The sequence below is a fragment of the Bradyrhizobium sp. F1.4.3 genome (genome assembly GCF_040548375.1).
Taxonomy (GTDB): domain Bacteria; phylum Pseudomonadota; class Alphaproteobacteria; order Rhizobiales; family Xanthobacteraceae; genus Bradyrhizobium.
On the sequence record NZ_JBEPRN010000025.1, the window covers coordinates 64,479 to 80,039 of the forward strand.

Here is a 15,561-nt window from a genome sequence, read left to right on the forward strand (position 1 = left end):
GCTGCGGTCGTTCTGAGGGACACTGCGACATCAGCGCAATGCACGGACGAGATCGCGGCTTCGCAACCTTCCTCGGCGGATCGCCCAGCGTTCATGGCTATGGCGCATCACGCGGTCGAGCCCTGCCCGTGAACCCAGCGTCTTCTCGGGGATGCAGGCGATGACTGCATTGCGATCCTCGATGAATTGCTCATCGACGATCCATGTCCGCAATTCTTCACCGGCGAGTCTGGCTGCGATCCGGTCGGGTGTCGGATCTATGTCGTGTGCGACCATTACGTTCATCACGATCCGGCCGCCCGGTGCCAGCCGGGTGCGGATAGCGTCGCAGGTCTCTGCATCGAACTCCTCCGCGTATCGGAATCCCGGTCCACCGACGTCGATCGCAATGCCGTCGTAGTATGCGCGGTCATCGAACACGAATTTTCGAAAGTCGGAAACGATGCAGGGCAGATCGTCCGGCAGATCGAAATATTTGTGCGCGAGCACGAAACTCATAGGGTTGATGTCGACGATGGTCAATTTCTTGCCGAGACGCCACAGCCGTGTCGCAAGATTTCCGCCGCCACAGCCCAGGACGAGGATTTGTTCGGAACTGGATAGGAGTTCGTCCATGAGCTTGACATAGGTGAAGACGCTTTCGCCGTTGGGCGTTGCCTGACTTTGCCTTACGCCTTCTTCGAAGTACACGCGCGTCCCATCCCATGAACACTCGACGATATCGATCTGTCCGTTCTTTCCTTGATAACGACCCAGCAATTTCACGGTAGTAACTACCCCAAGATCAGAATATCAAAATACATGCATTAAACATCTCTTATCATGTAATTTGTTAAGCGCCAACCATTTTGGGGCCTGTCGATGATGTTTCCGCACTCTTCGGCACAAAGTTCGGTACAAGTCTCCGGCCTCAATCGTTTCAAACGGCACGAACTTGGCGATGATATAATTTGCATCTAGATTGATGCTTGAAACAACAATTTGAATGGTGTAGGCATATTCGATGAGAATCTCACCGGAGCCCTCCACTTCATGATCACGGCCAACCAGCTTAGGGCCGCGCGCGCGCTCCTGAATATTGACCAACGGCAAACCGCCGAGCTTGCTGATCTTTCAGTCCCCACCATTCAGCGCATGGAAGCAAGCGATGGGGTCATCCGTGGGAACGTCGATTCTCTGATGAAATTGGTTTCTGCACTGGAGAATGCCGGGATCGAATTGATCAATCCGGGTGCTGCGAGTTCGGCCGGTGGTCGAGGCGTTCGTCTCAGGGAGCACGTCACGAAGCCGAAAACGAAAAACATGAAGCAGCCCAAGTCTCCTTCGCCGCGGACTTTGGAACGAGCACGATGAACCCTCGATCCATTTAAAGATGGGTTTCTCGACCGGGGATGATGAAAACGCCGAGGACAGATGTTCTCGCAAGCTGATTCTCTAAGGGGCTCCGACGTGTGCGTGCGCTCTGGATATGCGGACAGAGCTGTTCGGTTCCCGACAGCCGGGTTGGGATAGCCGAAATCGTCCCCGAGTCATCAAACGGGAGTGGCGCCTTTGGCCGTTCGCTCGAGCAGGGCGAGAAGTCCCTGCAAGATCGTAACCGGCGGTGGCGGGCAACCCGGAATATGAAGATCGACCGGAACGACTTGCGAGACCCCTCCAACCACCGCATAGCTGCCGGCAAAGCAGCCGCCATCCCGGGCGCAATCTCCCACGGCGACGACCCATTTCGGGTTGGGGGTCGCATGATAGGTGCGCTCCAACGCGTCGCGCATGTTCTTCGTCACCGGTCCGGTTACCATCAATACATCGGCATGACGCGGCGACGCTACGAACCGGAGGCCGAAGCGCTCGACGTCGTAGTAGGCATTGTTCAACGCGTGGATTTCAAGTTCGCATCCGTTGCAAGATCCAGCATCGACCTCGCGTATCGAGAGGCTTCGGCCGAGACGCCGTCGTGCCGCGCGACCGACGGCAGTGGCGAGCTCGGTCACTGCGGCGTCGTCCGGTGACGGTGCTTGCTCGGTGAACGGCCGGCGAAACAGGCTCTCAAAAAGCAGCTTGCGCATCTGGTGCCGTTCCTCAGAGATCGTGGCCCGAATAGGAGCAATTGAAGGATTTGTTGCAGAGTGGGAAGTCGGCGATGATGTTGCCCTCGATTGCGGCCTCTAGAAGCGGCCATTGAAACCACGACGGGTCGCGCAGATGGCATCGTTCGACCCGGCCATCCCGCAAGCGGAGCCAAACCAGGACGTCGCCGCGAAATCCCTCGACGATCGCCATGCCTTCCCGCACCTCCCGCCGGTGCCCCGCATGCGTTCCCAGCGGGCCATCGGGAAGCCGGTCCAATATCTGGTCGATCAGCAGAAGGCTCTGTTCAACCTCGCGCACGCGGATCCAGACGCGTGCGTTGACATCCCCCTCGTTCAGGACCGGGACTTCGAAGCGCAGCGCGTCATACGGTGGATACTTAAGTGTACTTCGCGCGTCGAAGGACCGACCGGATGCGCGGCCTATGTAGCCTCCAGCGGCATACTGCTTGGCCAATGCGGGCTTAAGCACGCCCGTATCGACCGTGCGATCCTGCAGCGATGCCGTATTGTCGTAGAGTTCGACCAAAGCAGGAAACCGCAGGCGGATATTATCCAGCGCAGCCTGGATGGTTTCTCTCCCTTCATCGCTAAGGTCGCGGGTCACGCCACCGGGCACGATAATATCCCGCATCAGCCGATGACCGAATGCGATATGGGATGCGCGCAGAATGCTCTCTCGTAACACGCTGCACAGAGCTTGCATCAGTGCGAAGGACGCGTCGTTGCAGATTGCGCCGATGTCGCCGAGATGATTGGCAAGCCGTTCAAGTTCAGCAAGCAGCGCTCGCAGCCAAACCGCGCGATCAGGCACGACAAGCTGTAAGGCTGCTTCGGCCGCTCGCGAAAACGCAAAGGCGTAGGCGACTGTGCTGTCGCCTGACACGCGTCCCGCGAGCTGGACAGCCCGTTCAAGATTGGCTCCAGTCATGAGACCGTCGATACCCTTGTGGGTATATCCTAGCCGTTGTTCCAGCCGGACCACGGTCTCACCGCTGGCCGTAAACCGAAAATGCCCCGGTTCAATAATTCCCGCGTGCACTGGACCGACCGCGACCTGATGCAGGCCGTCGCCTTCCACCGGCAGGAAATGATAAGGCGACGCCTTCGACAATGCGTTGATGCGGTTTCCCAAGGGGAAGCGAACGGCCCAACAGTCGTGATCAAGCCACGGACGAGTATCCGGCAAGCCTTCCGCTGACAATCCAAACAGATCGTTGATGGTGCGCTCCAATCGAAGCGCCGGCGGGTGGTGTTTCCCGACTGAAGGATAAGCGCGGTCGGGGCAATCCAGGCTGACGGTGGCGACTTCTGCCGTATGTCCATCCATAATCGCCATGTGCACCGTTGAGGGTTCTCCCCAAAGGCCGAGTAGGCTCCAGCGTCCGTGTGCCAACTCGCTTGCGGCAAATGTCCAAACGGAAGCATCGACTATAGCTCGCGGCCACAGGCTGTGTTGTTGGACCGGGCGGCCCTCCAGCAAGAGATCGATCAGCGATGGCATATCCTGTTGATCTCCAAACTATCCAAGAAGGCGGGCCACGTGTTGGAACCAGGTGACGAACGGCGCTGGAAGATAGATTCCCGCAATCAGAACCAGCGAGAGATGGGCAAACATCGGCACATAGGAAGCCTCGGCTGACTTGGTGCTGCCGCGAGGCTCGCCAAATGCGACGCTCGTCAAGCGCAACGTTAAAGCGCCGAACGCCAACAACAGCCCGAACACCAGTACGATCGCAAGCAGCGGCTGGCGTGCGAAGGTCGAGCTTACGACCAGGAATTCGCTCATGAAGATGCCGAGCGGCGGCAAGCCGGCAATCGCGACGACGCCCGTTACCAGACCCCAGCCGAGCGCCGGATGGGTCACGGTCAAGCCCCGGATCCTGGAGATTCGCTGCGTGCCCTTGATCTGCGATATATGTCCGACGGCGTAGAAGATCGCGGACTTGGTCAGGCTGTGCATCACCATGTGCAACAGCCCTGCGAAATTGGCGAGCGGGCCGCCCATGCCGAACGCGAACACGATGATGCCCATGTGTTCGATCGAGGAATAGGCGAACAGCCGTTTGATATCGCGTCGGCGGTAGAGCATGAACGCTGCGAAGACGAGCGAAACTAGGCCCATCGTCACCATGAGCGGGCCGGGAGCGATTGCCGCCGGATTGGCGGCGAGCAATATCTTGAAGCGCAGCAACGCATAGAGCGCGACATTCAGCAGCAGCCCCGACAGTACCGCCGATATCGGCGTCGGACCTTCGGCGTGGGCGTCGGGCAGCCATGCGTGCAGCGGCGCCAGACCGACCTTGGTGCCGTAGCCGAGCAGCAGGAATATGAAAGCGACGTTGAGAAGCGCGGGATCGAAATTCGCGGCATGTTGGATCAACAGGGTCCAGATCATGCCGTCCTGGCCCTCGCCCACGACCGGACGCGCCGCCATGTAAATGAGGATCGTACCGAACAGGGCGAACGCTATTCCGACGCTCCCCAGAATGAAATATTTCCATGCCGCTTCCAGAGCGGCGTGCGTACGATAGATGCCGACCATCAGCACTGTGGTGAGCGTCGCAATTTCCACCGCGACCCACATCAGGCCGATATTATTCGACATGAAAGCCAGGTTCATGCCGAACATCATGGCCTGATACATGGCGTGGTAGAAGCGCAGATAAGCCGGTGTCAAGCGACCAGTCTCCAGTTCATGCGCGATGTAGCTGGCGCTGAAGATGCTGGTCGTGAACCCCACGAAGGTGTTGAGCACGATGAAGACGATGTTGAGATCGTCGACGAGAACGTACGGCCCTGGCGGCGGACGTTCGATGACGAACAACGAGAGGGCCGAAAGAAATGTCGCCAAGCTCGCCACGACGTTCAACCGCGCCGTCAGCCGGTAACCCGGCAGTATGGCCAGCAACGCTGCCGAGCCGATCGGAATCAGCAGGACAGCCGCCACCGGATCGAAGGAAGGTACGTTCATCGCCGTTCGCCCCGGTAGTCGTCGAGTGCGGAGACATCGACGGAATCGAAACGTTCGCGGATCCGGAACAGGAAGATGCCGATGACGATGAAGGCGATCAGGATCGAGAAGGCGACGCTGATCTCGACCACCAGCGGCATGCCCTTGGCGCCGGTAGCTGCCAGCACCAGCCCATTCTCGAGCGACATGAATCCGACGACCTGGCTGACGGCGTTGCGACGGGTCACCATGACCAAAAGTCCGAGCAGCACGACCGACAAGGCAAAAGCGAGATCCTCGCGCGCCAATGGATCGGCCTCCGCGGTCACCCGCAGCATCAGCACCATGGAGAGGGCGACCAGTCCCATTCCGGCCAGCATGGTCGGGCCGATCCCCACGGCTGACTCGATGTCACGATGAATTCCAAGCTGCTTGACGATGCGGTGAAGCGCAACCGGGATGACGATCGCCTTGAAGATGAGGGCGATTGCTGCGGTCACGTAAAGATGAGGTGCGTCCTGGATGAAGGCCTGCCAGGCGACGGAAAGCGCCAGCACCAGGGCGTGCAGCGCAAACACGTTGAGCAGTGAGTAAAGCCTGTCCTGGTACAGCATCATGAAGCTGATCAGGACGAGTCCGCCAGCCAGTGTGTGCGAGACGTCGAAGGACAGGCTGTGCATCTGCATCAGAAGCTCTTTGACACGAACAGGAGAAGGGTGCCGAGCAGGCCCAGCATGAGGGCCGCACCGAGGAATTGCGGAACGCGAAAGACCCGCATTTTCGCCGTGGCGGTCTCGAACAGTGCGAGGAAAAAGCCGGCAGCAGCGAGCTTGATGAGGTAGGCGGCGGCGCCGATGGCATAGGACAAAGGACCGGTGCCGAAGACTGCTATCTTCCAGGGTAGGAACACGCACGCGATTAGTGAGATATAGAGCAACAGTTTGAGGAAGGCGCCGAATTCGATCATTGCGAGATGGCGACCGGAATATTCGAGAACCATCGCTTCGTGCACCATGGTGAGTTCCAGGTGCGTCGCCGGATTGTCGACCGGAATTCGCGCGTTCTCCGCGAGTGCCACCATGATGAGCGCGATCAGGGCCATTCCCAGCGATACCCGTAAGCCCACATAGGACGAGGCCATGAAATTCGCGACCGTCGAAAGTTGGGTCGAGCCGGCAACCAGCGCCGTGCAAAATACAAACAGCAGCATTGCCGGCTCCGCAAGCGCCGCAATCATGACTTCACGGCTGGAGCCGATGCCGCCGAAACTGGTGCCGACGTCCATCCCAGCGAGCGCAAGAAAGAAGCGTGCACTTCCCAGCAGCGCCACGATGGCAATCAGGTCCGCCGTCCAGTTGAAGAGGAGGCCGGTGGCGAACGTCGGCACCAGGGCGGCAGCAACCCAGATCGCAGCAAAGGTCACGTAGGGCGTCACGCGGAACAGCCAGGAGGCGTTGTCCGCCAACACCACTTCCTTGCGGAGCAATCGCAGGAGGTCCCAGTACGGTTGAAAGACCGACGCTCCCTGGCGACGCAGCAGGCGGGCCTTCATCTTGCGCACAAAGCCGGTCAGCAGAGGCGCCAGCAGCAGCACCAGAAGCATCTGCACGCCTTGTATAAGAATGTCCGACATCACGACCATATCGCGAGGACCAGAAGGAGCGTGACGAGGGTCGCAAAAACCAGGCTGAGATAACGCCGTATGGTCAGGAACTGCAGGCGATTGAGCTTACCGGCAGAGAAGCCGACCACGCCTGCTATCGGCTCATACATTCGCTCCCAGATCAGATCGTGCAATTCGATTCGCAGACGCGCTGGCCTGATATCCCCGGGGGGCGGCATCTCGACGTGATCGCGGGCATGAAACACGAGCGTACCGAAGACGCGGCGAATGGGCTGAGCGAAGCTTCCGCCCGAATATTGGGCCGCGGGTGTCGGATCGGAAAAGCCACAGCCCCAGGCTGGACCCCGCCTTAACGCACGAGAGGCAAAGCGATGAATAAAGACAACGGCCGATGAGGCGGATATCGTGATGAATACCATAACAAGCAATCCGTTGTACGAACTGCGGCTCTCAGCAATCGGCACGATCGAAAGCCAGGGCTCGTTGATCTGGATCGGCATGCGGCCGCCGAGGATCTGTAGCGTGATCGGCGAAAGCGCGTCGATCACTAGCCCCGGCAAAATTCCGGCGAGCAAGCAAAGTGCGGCGAGGATGAACATTGCCGAAAGCGAGTAGCGGTCGACTTCCTCCGCGGTTTCCGCCGCCACGCTACGTGGCCGCCCGAGAAAGGTCACGCCGTATGCCTTGACGAAACACGCCGCGGCCAGTGCAGCAGCCAAGGCCAATAGCGCGCCGACCGCGGGAACCGTGATCTTCAGCGCCCATTGCGGCAACTCCGGGCTCTGCAGTACGGCCTGGAACATGAGCCACTCCGAGACGAAGCCATTGAATGGCGGAAGCGCCGAGATCGCGACGCAGCCCACGAGAACGGCAAAGCTCGTAAGAGGCATGCGGTGAATGAGCCCCCCCAATTTGTCCATGTCCCGTTCGCCCGTCGCGGTCAGGACGGCGCCGGCGCCGAAGAAAAGCAGACTCTTGAAGAAGGAGTGATTGAGAACGTGAAACAACGCCGCGGTGAAGGCGAGCGCTGCCAGGAGTTTCAGCCCGTTGGCCTGGAAGGCCAATGCAAGGCCAAGGCTTGCGAAGATGACGCCGACATTTTCAATCGTGCTGTAAGCGAGCAGGCGTTTCAGGTCCCTTTCCATCATGGCATACAAAATCCCCATGACAGCGGTGATGCCGCCTAGGATGAGGACGACCACACTTGCCGGCCACGATGGCGGCCCTAGCAGGTCGAACACGACGCGAATGAACCCGTAGATCGCGACCTTGGTCATAACGCCGCTCATCAGCGCCGAGACGTGACTCGGAGCGGCTGGATGAGCGAGCGGTAGCCAGACATGCAACGGCACCAGGCCGGCCTTTGAACCGGCTCCGAGCAGCATCAGGATCAGCACCAACATGGCCAGGGAGGGCGTATGTTGAGCCGCGCGAATGGCTGCAAATCCGTAATCGCCCGCGGGTCCCGCCAGCAGGCCGAAGGCCAGCAGAAGTGCAAGCGTGCCGAAGCTCGCCATCACGAGATAGACGTAACCTGCCTTTGCGTTGCCAGGTTCACGGTGATGCGCCATGACCAGCGCCCAGGAAGCCAGCGACATGAATTCCCAGCAAAGCAGATAGGAAAACGCATCGTCCGCCAGCACCACGAGATTCATGCCGGCCAGAAAGGCGGGGAAGAAGGGAAGCACGCGATGCGGCGCCTCTTCGTGATCGCCGTAGCCGAGACCGTAAAGACACGCGCCCGCGCCTCCCAGGTTGACGACAACAAGGAAAAACGAAGCCAGCACGTCCAGGCGGAAATGGGCGCCGAGCCACGGCAATCCGATCGGCAAGGTCAGCTCGGTAGCGTTCGCCGCGCCGCCGACCAGCCAGCGGATGGACCCGATCAATGCAATCGCGGACACGACCATTGTCGCGCCATAGACCACTGCCGTGGAGCTCTTTGACCGGCTCAGAGCTGTCGCCAGAACTGCCAGGCCAAGCAATCCGGCAACACACATCATCTGCAAACCGACCGCCGACATTACCTGCGCGCCCTCGTTCCACTCGATGCCTTGGTTTCCGATTGAGCGTCCAGAGAACCCGACCTGATCTTCAGCCTCACCCCACGCCCCTGCGAATTGCTGACGGCACCTTCGTCGATCATCTCGATCCCCGCTGCGTCGAATGCAGCAATGAGCTTCATCAGAGAATCGACATTGCCTCGAACCATTGTTTCACTTGCTTCCATGCGCTGAATGGTCGGCGCGGAAAGCCCCGACAGCCGCGCGAGTTGGCGCTGATCAATGCCGAGGAGCACCCTCGCAGCCCGCAATTGAGCCGATGTGATCATCGGATTGTCTCACTGCCAGGATTTCAGTGAATATCAAACGTCATTCTTGCATCCTAACTAGTAATGTTAAAGTGTCAATAAGTGATATCTTATATATCTATACTGAGGGGTTTGTCCAAGTATTTGAATGTGCGTCTGGCTGGATTGCGCATACCAATCGCTTGAGTGGGCATTCTCCAAAGACTCGCTCAGGAACCGGCGACCATGCTGCTCGCGCTCGGCGTGGTGATCTTTGGCGGCGGCAGCCTGCTCGGCGAGATCGGCAGCCTGATCGGCGCCTCGGTCTCGGCGCTGTTCCTGCTCGTGATCGCGGCGATCAATCTCGCCATCTTCGCCGGCCTGTGGCGGACGTTTCGTATGGCGCGGGAGCACGGCGTTCACACGTGCTGGTGATGTCGTGCAGACCTATCGCATCGTCAGCGAGGATGAAGCCGATCCAAAGGCCGGATCGATTGCGTTCGTGGCGCCGGTCGCAAAGGTCCTGATTGGAAAAACCGTGGGCGACATCGTCGGCTCGGGAACACAGGAGATCGAGCTCATCGAGATCGCGTAGCGATCCAAACTCCCCGTTTCATCCTGCTGTCAAGCAAAAACCTTAAGTTGATCAAAATTTGAAACGATCCTAGCATTTAGAGCTGTCGGGCAACTCTGCATGAAGTGAGGTTCGATAATGTCGTTGAGCAAAGCCTTCAATGCGCGATTGACGGAACTGAAATTTCATCCTGCCGTTCTCGCGGTCAGGCAGATCAAGAAACGTCTGGCCGATAGCGGACCAGCACTGCGCCTCAAATTCAGTCCTCGCACAAGAGGCGAGATCATCGAGGAGTATCAGCACGGAACAAGTGTGCAGGACGTCATTGACTTCACGAAGCAGCACATGGGCACGGGTTCCTGCCAGATCGAGCCGGAGATTTCGTCCGCGCTCGATTTCATCGCTGCGTCCGCCCCGAAGACCGTTGTTGAAATCGGAACGCTGAACGGCGGAACGTCGCTCTTGTTCGGGCGATTTCTGCCGACGATGGAGACCATGGTCTGCATCGATTTGCACGTCAAGAACAAGGAAATGCTGAAGCTGCTGGCGACGCCCAAGCAGCAATGGACGTTCTTTGACATGCCGTCCTACGCGGACGATACGGTCCGGCGGGTCGAGAAATTCCTCAATGGCAGATTGATCGACGCGTTGTTCATCGATGGCGATCATCGCTACGAGGGCGTCAAGCAGGACTTTCTGTGCTACCGGCATTTCGTCCGAGAGGGGGGAACTATCCTCTTTCACGACATCATGGAGACGAGCGGCAACACCAGCGCTTGGGCGGGCGGCGTCCCGCAGCTCTGGCGTGAGCTGTCGCCGTTCTACGAGCACAAGGAATTTGTTCAAAGTCCCAGTCAGGAAGGCTTTGGCATCGGCGCGCTCAAATACACCAAGGCTGCACAGCCATTTCCATCGGCGTAACGCCGGCGACGGCGCTGTCCGCAAGGCGCGGACGCGCCGCCGCTTGCCAGTTCCTGGATGATGCCATCCTGCCGGTGTTTTGCCCGACGGGTCAATCGAGTTCGGAAAAGGCGTAACCCCTTGATCCGGCTGACGTCGGCTACTGTGCATGGGGTTGTTTTCGACATTTTCGATGGGACGGGTGACAAAAGCCACAACGCGTCAGGGATCGTCCGCAACCAGTAGGGTTCAGGAGGATGAATGGTGGGCGCACAAGGGATCGAACCTTGGACCTCTCCCGTGTGAAGGGAACGCTCTCCCGCTGAGCTATGCGCCCGGGACCATCATGCTGACGGCCGGACTGTTCGGCCGGCCGGCACATCGGAGCCCGCGATTTAGAAGTGCGGGCCAAAGGTGTCAAGTTTTCAGGTGGGCCAAGATCTCAAAACCGGCCCGAAAACCTTGCGTGGATCACGCAATTCGCGAAGGAAGCCGCGTTTTCGGCCCGCTCACGCCCCTTGCTGGCGGGCGCGGGAGGCGTGGGCCTGGAGCGCGCGGATGCGCTCGGCGAGCGTTCCACCGCCCTCGGGGAGGCCGGCTGCTGCCGCGCCATTGGTCGCGGCGTCATTGGCCGGGCGCGGTACTGGCCTTGGGGGCTGGCCCGCCTCGGCCGCAAGCAGCGCCTCGATCGGCGAGTTCGGGCCTTCGAGCTGCATCGCGAGCTTGGCGACCTCGGCCGCGATGTCGTTGATGCGCTCGCGCAGCAGCGCATTTTCCATGCGCTCGGTCGCCCAGGAGCTCTCCGCCTGCTGCTGGATCGCATTGATGTCGCGCTGGAGTTTTGCGCGCTCGTCGCGTGCGGTACGCAATTGCTCCTCCAGCGCGGCCTTTTCCGTGCGCAGCGCTTCGACCGCGGCCGAGGACTTGCCACCGCTCAGCGCGCCGATCTCGACACGCAGCTCCTTGATGGTGCGCTCGGAGCCCTCGCTAGTCTGGCGCAGCTGGTTGTTCTCATAGTCGCGCTCGGCGAGCAGCTTGCCCTGCGTGGCGAGGCGTCCTTCGAGGTCGGCGACGCGGCTCGACAGCATCTCGGCCTCTTTCACCTGCACGACCAGCTGGCGATCGAGCTCGGTGACGCGCTGGCTCAGATTCTCGACGCGACCGCGCGCATCCGAAAGCTCGCGCGAGGCGGTCTCCGATTCCGAGCGCTCCTGCGTCAGCCGCGCCTGCGTCGAGGTGAACTCCTTCTCGGCATCGCCGACGCGATTCTTCAACTCCTCGATCTGCGCGCGCACTGCGACGAGCTCGACCTGGCGGCTCTCCGCCATCATCGAACGGTCAGACAGTTTGGAATTGATCTTGGCGAGCTCGCCGCGCTTGTCGGCGAGCGCCAGCTCGGCGTCACGCAACGCTTCGGTCTTGGCGTTGAATTCCTCTTCGGTGGCGCGGAGCTGCTCTTTCACCGCCTTCTCGCGGGCCTCCAGCGCGAAGATCGTGGCGTTCTTCTCGCCGAGCTCGATCTTCATGCGGTTGATGGCGTCACTCTTCTTGCCGAGTTCGGCAAGCTGGCTCGTGGTCTTGTTTTTGAGCTGGTCGACGCTCATCTCGAGGCGCCGTGCCGACATGGCGAATTCGGCGCGGAGCTGGTCCTTGTCGGCCTGGATCTCAGCCATCGACAGCGGGGTTGCCGCCTCGAGCCGGCGCGTGGTCAGGCGCACTGCCCGGTTATGCACCAGCGGCACGATCGCAAGCCCGCACAGCATCGAGAGTAGAAAACCGATCGCCAGATACATGATCGGTTCGACCATGGGCCAGAACTCCCAAAGCTAAGGAAAAATTTACCAACGACAATGCATGGCGGGCTGGCAAAAAGCCAGCCCCGCCCTGTTGTTAACGTGAATCCGGAACCGGATCGGAGGAGGGAACCCTAGAATGGGTTCCAGGTCGCCCGCGGGGTGTATTTGAGGTAGCCGATATTGGCTCCCAGCCGCAGGCCGAGGCCGGAGCGGATCGGCACCAGGACGATGTTGTTGGACGTGAGCGCCGTCATGCCGAAGCCGCCGATGATATAGGCCGAGCCGTCGATGCCGGCGAAACGCTGGTAGATCGCGTTGGTGGCGGGCAAATTATAGACCAACGTCATGGTGCGCGCGCCGTCGCCGCCCCAGTCGAAGCCGAGCGATGGACCCTGCCAGTAGACGCGCAGATCGCCGGCGTTCTTGGTGTAGAGCGTGCCTTCACCATAGCGCAGGCCGGCGACGAAGGCGCCGGAGCCTTCCTCGCCGAGGATGTAGCCGTTCGGCAGGCCCCACTGGCTGACCGCCTTCTCGATGATCGAGGCGAGCCCGCGCGAGACATTGCCGAAGAACCGATGACCGGCGGTGACGAGCTCGTCAGGCCCATAGGTGTTGGGCGTCGGGCTCCGCTGCGGCGGCGGCAGATCGGGCGGCGGCGCCGCTGTCTGGGCGGAGGCCGGCACGGTCCAGCCGACCAGCGCTGTAAACGCCACTGCGGCAAGGCGTGATGCGAAAGTCATAAAAGAACCCCTGGTATCGAATCCGATCGCTTCCCTTAACCTGACGCCAACAGGCGCGGCTCTAGGTTGCGCCGAATGTCCCCTCGACTCGGATGTTATCCGCAGCAACTATGACGGCACAACGGCAGGAAGATAGCCCTTTGCGCCCCGGAATTGCCTTGATCGGTCGTCTGGTCTGCCTGCTCGCGGGCATTTGGATTGCCTTCTCCGGGGTGTCCGCACAGGCGGCCACCACCGAGCGGATCGTCGTCAATCGCTTCTCTGGCGTCGCCATCGAAGGCTTCGACCCCGTGGCCTATTTCGTCGACGGCGGCCCCATGCAAGGGACGGCCGAGTTCGAGGCCAACCTCTGGGATGCGGTCTGGCGCTTCCGGAACGAGGGCAACCGGGCTTCTTTCCTCGCCCACCCGGAAATCTATGGGCCGCAGTTCGGCGGCTATGATCCGGCCGATATCGCCCGTGGCGTGGTCGTCGCCGGCAATCCGCGCTTCTTCGTGATCTCGGCCCAGCGGCTTTATCTGTTCAGCCGGGAAGACAACCGCGACGCTTTCGCCGCCGATCCGGAACGCTTCCTGTACGAGGTGGGCAAACGTTGGCCGGCGCTCCAGGACAAGCTCAGTCAGTAGGAGTCTGCCGCCTCAGAGCTTTGCCGCCTCCGGGTCGCCCCAGGCGATGAACTCCGGAACGATGAAGCCGGTGTCGCGGAGCTCGCCGAATCGGAGTTCGCCGCCTTTGCCGTCGGTGACCCTGCCGCCGGCTGCCGTCACGACCGCGCATCCGGCTCCGACGTCCCATTCCGAGGTCGGTCCGAAGCGGGGATAGATGTCGGCACTGCCCTCCGCGATCCGGCCGAATTTGACCGCCGAGCCGACCGTTTGCCTCACGGCATTGGGCCGGCCTTCAATGAACGCCTCACTCCTGTTGTCGCCGTGGGAGCGACTCACGGCCGCGATCCAGGGCTGGCCCTGCTTGGGCAGTCTGCGGGTATGAATCGACACGGCGGCGCCGATGCTGGCGCCCGCAAACGTCACGCGCTCGGCGCCGCGGCCGACAATGCCGCGCCAGAGCAAGCCGAGCGCGGGCGCGCTGACAATGCCGAGTAGCGGCACGCCGCGGGTGACGAGGGCGAGGTTGACGGTGAACTCGTCGCGGCCGGCGACGAACTCCTTGGTGCCGTCGAGCGGATCGATCAGGAAGAAACTGTCGCGAAACGGCGGGGAGGCGAGCTGGCACCGCTCCTCTGAGAGCGACGGCACATCGCCCGCAAGCCGGGCCAGGCCGTCCGCGATGATTCGGTCGGCGGCGAGGTCGGCCTCGGTGACCGGCGAGCCGTCCTGCTTGCCGTCGACCCGCATCGCCGCGCGGTTGACGGCGAGGATCGCCTCGCCCGCCTGCACCACCAGCGCGGTGAGCGGCTCCATCAACCGGGATGCAGCCTCGCCATCGATGATCCTCACCTGCATGCCTCATTCATCGGCAAATCTCGTCTCTCTCAGTTGATTCGCTTGCGGGCTTTATGGCCGCTTCGAACCTATCGCAAGCTAGCTGCCACGGGCTGGCGAATGATAGAACCTGCGGCATCCGTCAAGCATGCGTGATTCGCCGCGTCCGCGCCGTGCAATTCCAGGAACCCTTTATGTCCGACGCTCCGTCACCCGGTACCGCTTCCGCTCCCGATATGCTCGAACTCGCGGCACTCCTCTGCTCGCGGGTCTGCCATGATCTCATCAGCCCGGTCGGCGCCATCGTCAATGGGCTCGAGGTGCTCGACGACGACCCCAAGCCCGAAGACCGCGAGTTCGCGCTCGACCTGATTCGCAAAAGCGCCAAGACGGCCTCCGCCCGCTTGCAGTTCTGCCGCCTCGCCTTCGGTGCGGCCGGCTCCTCCGGCGCGCAGATCGACCTCGGCGATGCGCAGACCATGGCGCGCGGCCACATCGAGGACGGCAAGTGCACAATCACCTGGAATTTGCCGCGGCTTCTGCTGCCGAAGAATCGCGTCAAGCTGCTGCTCAACATGCTGGTCGTCTCCCAGCATACGATCCCGCGCGGCGGCATGCTGACGATCGATCCGATCGGTGAGGGCGAAACCATAAGCTTCCGCATTACCGCGACAGGCCACAATGCGCGCCTGCCGCAGAATATCGCCGAGCTGCTAAGCGGCGAGCGTGGCCCGGCTGCTGACGCACATGCGATCCAGCCTTATTATACACGGCTGCTTGCGCAGGCCTGCGGGCTCACCGTGACGCTCAAGCCTGAAGGCGAAGCCATCATCATTACCGCTTCGTAAACGCGCGGTCGTTCTCACGACAGTTAATCGAATCTTTACGAGGCGCTTCGGCTTGTCCGGAGCGCCTTATCTCTTTGTTGGTTCCGTTCTTTTGCACATACTCAACCAATATTAAACGCTTTGCGGTGAAGCTGGCCTCATTCTGAAATGGCGCATCACAATTCGTGCGTGCCCTCTCTGTATGAAGGCCTGTTTTCATGGATGATCTGTTGCGGGAGTTTTTGACGGAGACCAGCGAGAGCCTGGACACCGTCGACAATCAGCTGGTGAAGTTCGAGCAGGAGCCGAACAACGCCAAGATCCTGGA

The 15,561-nt window shown here is 60.8% G+C and carries 15 protein-coding genes, 1 tRNA gene and 2 pseudogenes; 6 read left to right on the forward strand and 12 right to left on the reverse strand.

The window, feature by feature from the left end; translation table 11 throughout:
* Positions 1–30: 30 nt before the first annotated feature.
* On the reverse strand, positions 31–765 hold the full coding sequence (locus ABIB73_RS35410) for a spermidine synthase (protein ID WP_354231886.1): 735 nt from the start codon (positions 763–765) through the stop codon (positions 31–33).
* 267 nt (positions 766–1,032) lie between these two features.
* Between ABIB73_RS35410 and ABIB73_RS35415 the strand changes: the two genes are divergently transcribed.
* Complete coding sequence (locus ABIB73_RS35415; RefSeq protein ID WP_354231888.1) at positions 1,033–1,353, forward strand: helix-turn-helix domain-containing protein; 321 nt, start codon at positions 1,033–1,035, stop codon at positions 1,351–1,353.
* A gap of 179 nt (positions 1,354–1,532) precedes the next feature.
* On the opposite strand, the gene ABIB73_RS35420 is transcribed toward ABIB73_RS35415, so the two are convergent.
* From ABIB73_RS35420 to ABIB73_RS35450, 7 genes are read right to left on the reverse strand one after another with little or no spacing between them, the layout of a single operon-like run.
* Positions 1,533–2,066, reverse strand: a complete 534-nt coding sequence (locus ABIB73_RS35420) for an NADH-quinone oxidoreductase subunit B family protein (RefSeq protein WP_354231890.1) — start codon at positions 2,064–2,066, stop codon at positions 1,533–1,535.
* 13 nt (positions 2,067–2,079) lie between these two features.
* Positions 2,080–3,591: a hydrogenase large subunit gene (locus ABIB73_RS35425; protein ID WP_354231892.1), complete on the reverse strand. Its 1,512-nt coding sequence runs from the start codon at positions 3,589–3,591 to the stop codon at positions 2,080–2,082.
* 18 nt (positions 3,592–3,609) lie between these two features.
* Positions 3,610–5,061, reverse strand: a complete 1,452-nt coding sequence (locus ABIB73_RS35430; protein WP_354231894.1) for a hydrogenase 4 subunit F — start codon at positions 5,059–5,061, stop codon at positions 3,610–3,612.
* Positions 5,058–5,720, reverse strand: coding sequence for a hydrogenase-4 component E (locus ABIB73_RS35435; RefSeq protein WP_354231918.1), 663 nt, complete (start codon positions 5,718–5,720; stop codon positions 5,058–5,060). The genes ABIB73_RS35430 and ABIB73_RS35435 overlap by 4 nt, the downstream gene beginning before the upstream one ends.
* A 5-nt stretch (positions 5,721–5,725) precedes the next feature.
* Positions 5,726–6,682 carry a respiratory chain complex I subunit 1 family protein gene (locus ABIB73_RS35440; RefSeq protein ID WP_354231896.1) on the reverse strand — a complete coding sequence of 319 codons (957 nt, stop codon included), beginning with the start codon at positions 6,680–6,682 and terminating at the stop codon, positions 5,726–5,728.
* On the reverse strand, positions 6,673–8,688 hold the full coding sequence (hyfB, locus tag ABIB73_RS35445; RefSeq protein WP_354231898.1) for a hydrogenase 4 subunit B: 2,016 nt from the start codon (positions 8,686–8,688) through the stop codon (positions 6,673–6,675). The genes ABIB73_RS35440 and hyfB overlap by 10 nt, the downstream gene beginning before the upstream one ends.
* Entirely contained in the window at positions 8,688–8,996 is a 309-nt protein-coding gene (locus tag ABIB73_RS35450) for a helix-turn-helix domain-containing protein (protein WP_354231900.1), read from the reverse strand. The genes hyfB and ABIB73_RS35450 overlap by 1 nt, the downstream gene beginning before the upstream one ends.
* Positions 8,997–9,194: 198 nt before the next feature.
* On the opposite strand from ABIB73_RS35450, the pseudogene ABIB73_RS35455 reads away from it, so the two are divergent.
* The 3 genes and pseudogenes from ABIB73_RS35455 to ABIB73_RS35465 form a co-directional block, all read left to right on the forward strand.
* Positions 9,195–9,377 (forward strand): annotated as a pseudogene (locus ABIB73_RS35455) (HoxN/HupN/NixA family nickel/cobalt transporter); the annotation flags it as partial.
* Positions 9,361–9,549: pseudogene (locus tag ABIB73_RS35460) on the forward strand (GreA/GreB family elongation factor); the annotation flags it as partial. The pseudogenes ABIB73_RS35455 and ABIB73_RS35460, both read left to right, overlap by 17 nt.
* Positions 9,550–9,666: 117 nt before the next feature.
* The gene (locus ABIB73_RS35465; RefSeq protein WP_354231902.1) at positions 9,667–10,449 is read left to right on the forward strand and encodes a class I SAM-dependent methyltransferase; all 783 of its coding nucleotides are present in this window, start codon (positions 9,667–9,669) and stop codon (positions 10,447–10,449) included.
* 241 nt (positions 10,450–10,690) lie between these two features.
* On the opposite strand, the gene ABIB73_RS35470 is transcribed toward ABIB73_RS35465, so the two are convergent.
* The 3 genes from ABIB73_RS35470 to ABIB73_RS35480 form a co-directional block, all read right to left on the reverse strand.
* Positions 10,691–10,765: transfer RNA gene (locus tag ABIB73_RS35470), tRNA-Val, on the reverse strand.
* A 172-nt stretch (positions 10,766–10,937) separates the two neighbouring features.
* A complete protein-coding gene (locus ABIB73_RS35475; RefSeq protein WP_354231904.1) occupies positions 10,938–12,236 on the reverse strand; it encodes a coiled-coil domain-containing protein in 1,299 nt (432 codons plus the stop codon).
* Positions 12,237–12,355: 119 nt separating this feature from the next.
* Positions 12,356–12,964, reverse strand: a complete 609-nt coding sequence (locus ABIB73_RS35480) for a DUF1134 domain-containing protein (RefSeq protein ID WP_354231906.1) — start codon at positions 12,962–12,964, stop codon at positions 12,356–12,358.
* Between the two features lie 140 nt (positions 12,965–13,104).
* Here ABIB73_RS35480 and ABIB73_RS35485 point away from each other — a divergent pair, with 140 nt between their 5' ends.
* Positions 13,105–13,590 carry a YHS domain-containing (seleno)protein gene (locus tag ABIB73_RS35485; protein ID WP_354231908.1) on the forward strand — a complete coding sequence of 162 codons (486 nt, stop codon included), beginning with the start codon at positions 13,105–13,107 and terminating at the stop codon, positions 13,588–13,590.
* A gap of 12 nt (positions 13,591–13,602) precedes the next feature.
* Here the strand turns inward: ABIB73_RS35485 and ABIB73_RS35490 are convergent, their stop codons facing one another.
* On the reverse strand, positions 13,603–14,427 hold the full coding sequence (locus ABIB73_RS35490; protein ID WP_354231910.1) for a 3'(2'),5'-bisphosphate nucleotidase CysQ family protein: 825 nt from the start codon (positions 14,425–14,427) through the stop codon (positions 13,603–13,605).
* A 173-nt stretch (positions 14,428–14,600) separates the two neighbouring features.
* Between ABIB73_RS35490 and chpT the strand changes: the two genes are divergently transcribed.
* Positions 14,601–15,254 (forward strand): histidine phosphotransferase ChpT, encoded by a 654-nt coding sequence (gene chpT / locus ABIB73_RS35495; RefSeq protein ID WP_354231912.1) that lies wholly within the window; start codon positions 14,601–14,603, stop codon positions 15,252–15,254.
* Positions 15,255–15,561 lie beyond the last annotated feature (307 nt).

What these genes read in the sequence shown, in the direction of transcription:
- ABIB73_RS35415 (WP_354231888.1), top strand. Translation starts at nt 1,033, where the DNA reads ATGATCACGGCCAACCAGCTTAGGGCCGCGCGCGCGCTCCTGAATATT.
- ABIB73_RS35420 (WP_354231890.1), bottom strand. Translation starts at nt 2,066, where the DNA reads ATGCGCAAGCTGCTTTTTGAGAGCCTGTTTCGCCGGCCGTTCACCGAG.
- ABIB73_RS35425 (WP_354231892.1), bottom strand. Translation starts at nt 3,591, where the DNA reads ATGCCATCGCTGATCGATCTCTTGCTGGAGGGCCGCCCGGTCCAACAA.
- ABIB73_RS35430 (WP_354231894.1), bottom strand. Translation starts at nt 5,061, where the DNA reads ATGAACGTACCTTCCTTCGATCCGGTGGCGGCTGTCCTGCTGATTCCG.
- ABIB73_RS35435 (WP_354231918.1), bottom strand. Translation starts at nt 5,720, where the DNA reads ATGCACAGCCTGTCCTTCGACGTCTCGCACACACTGGCTGGCGGACTC.
- ABIB73_RS35440 (WP_354231896.1), bottom strand. Translation starts at nt 6,682, where the DNA reads ATGGTCGTGATGTCGGACATTCTTATACAAGGCGTGCAGATGCTTCTG.
- hyfB (WP_354231898.1), bottom strand. Translation starts at nt 8,688, where the DNA reads ATGTCGGCGGTCGGTTTGCAGATGATGTGTGTTGCCGGATTGCTTGGC.
- ABIB73_RS35450 (WP_354231900.1), bottom strand. Translation starts at nt 8,996, where the DNA reads ATGATCACATCGGCTCAATTGCGGGCTGCGAGGGTGCTCCTCGGCATT.
- ABIB73_RS35465 (WP_354231902.1), top strand. Translation starts at nt 9,667, where the DNA reads ATGTCGTTGAGCAAAGCCTTCAATGCGCGATTGACGGAACTGAAATTT.
- ABIB73_RS35475 (WP_354231904.1), bottom strand. Translation starts at nt 12,236, where the DNA reads ATGGTCGAACCGATCATGTATCTGGCGATCGGTTTTCTACTCTCGATG.
- ABIB73_RS35480 (WP_354231906.1), bottom strand. Translation starts at nt 12,964, where the DNA reads ATGACTTTCGCATCACGCCTTGCCGCAGTGGCGTTTACAGCGCTGGTC.
- ABIB73_RS35490 (WP_354231910.1), bottom strand. Translation starts at nt 14,427, where the DNA reads ATGCAGGTGAGGATCATCGATGGCGAGGCTGCATCCCGGTTGATGGAG.
- chpT (WP_354231912.1), top strand. Translation starts at nt 14,601, where the DNA reads ATGTCCGACGCTCCGTCACCCGGTACCGCTTCCGCTCCCGATATGCTC.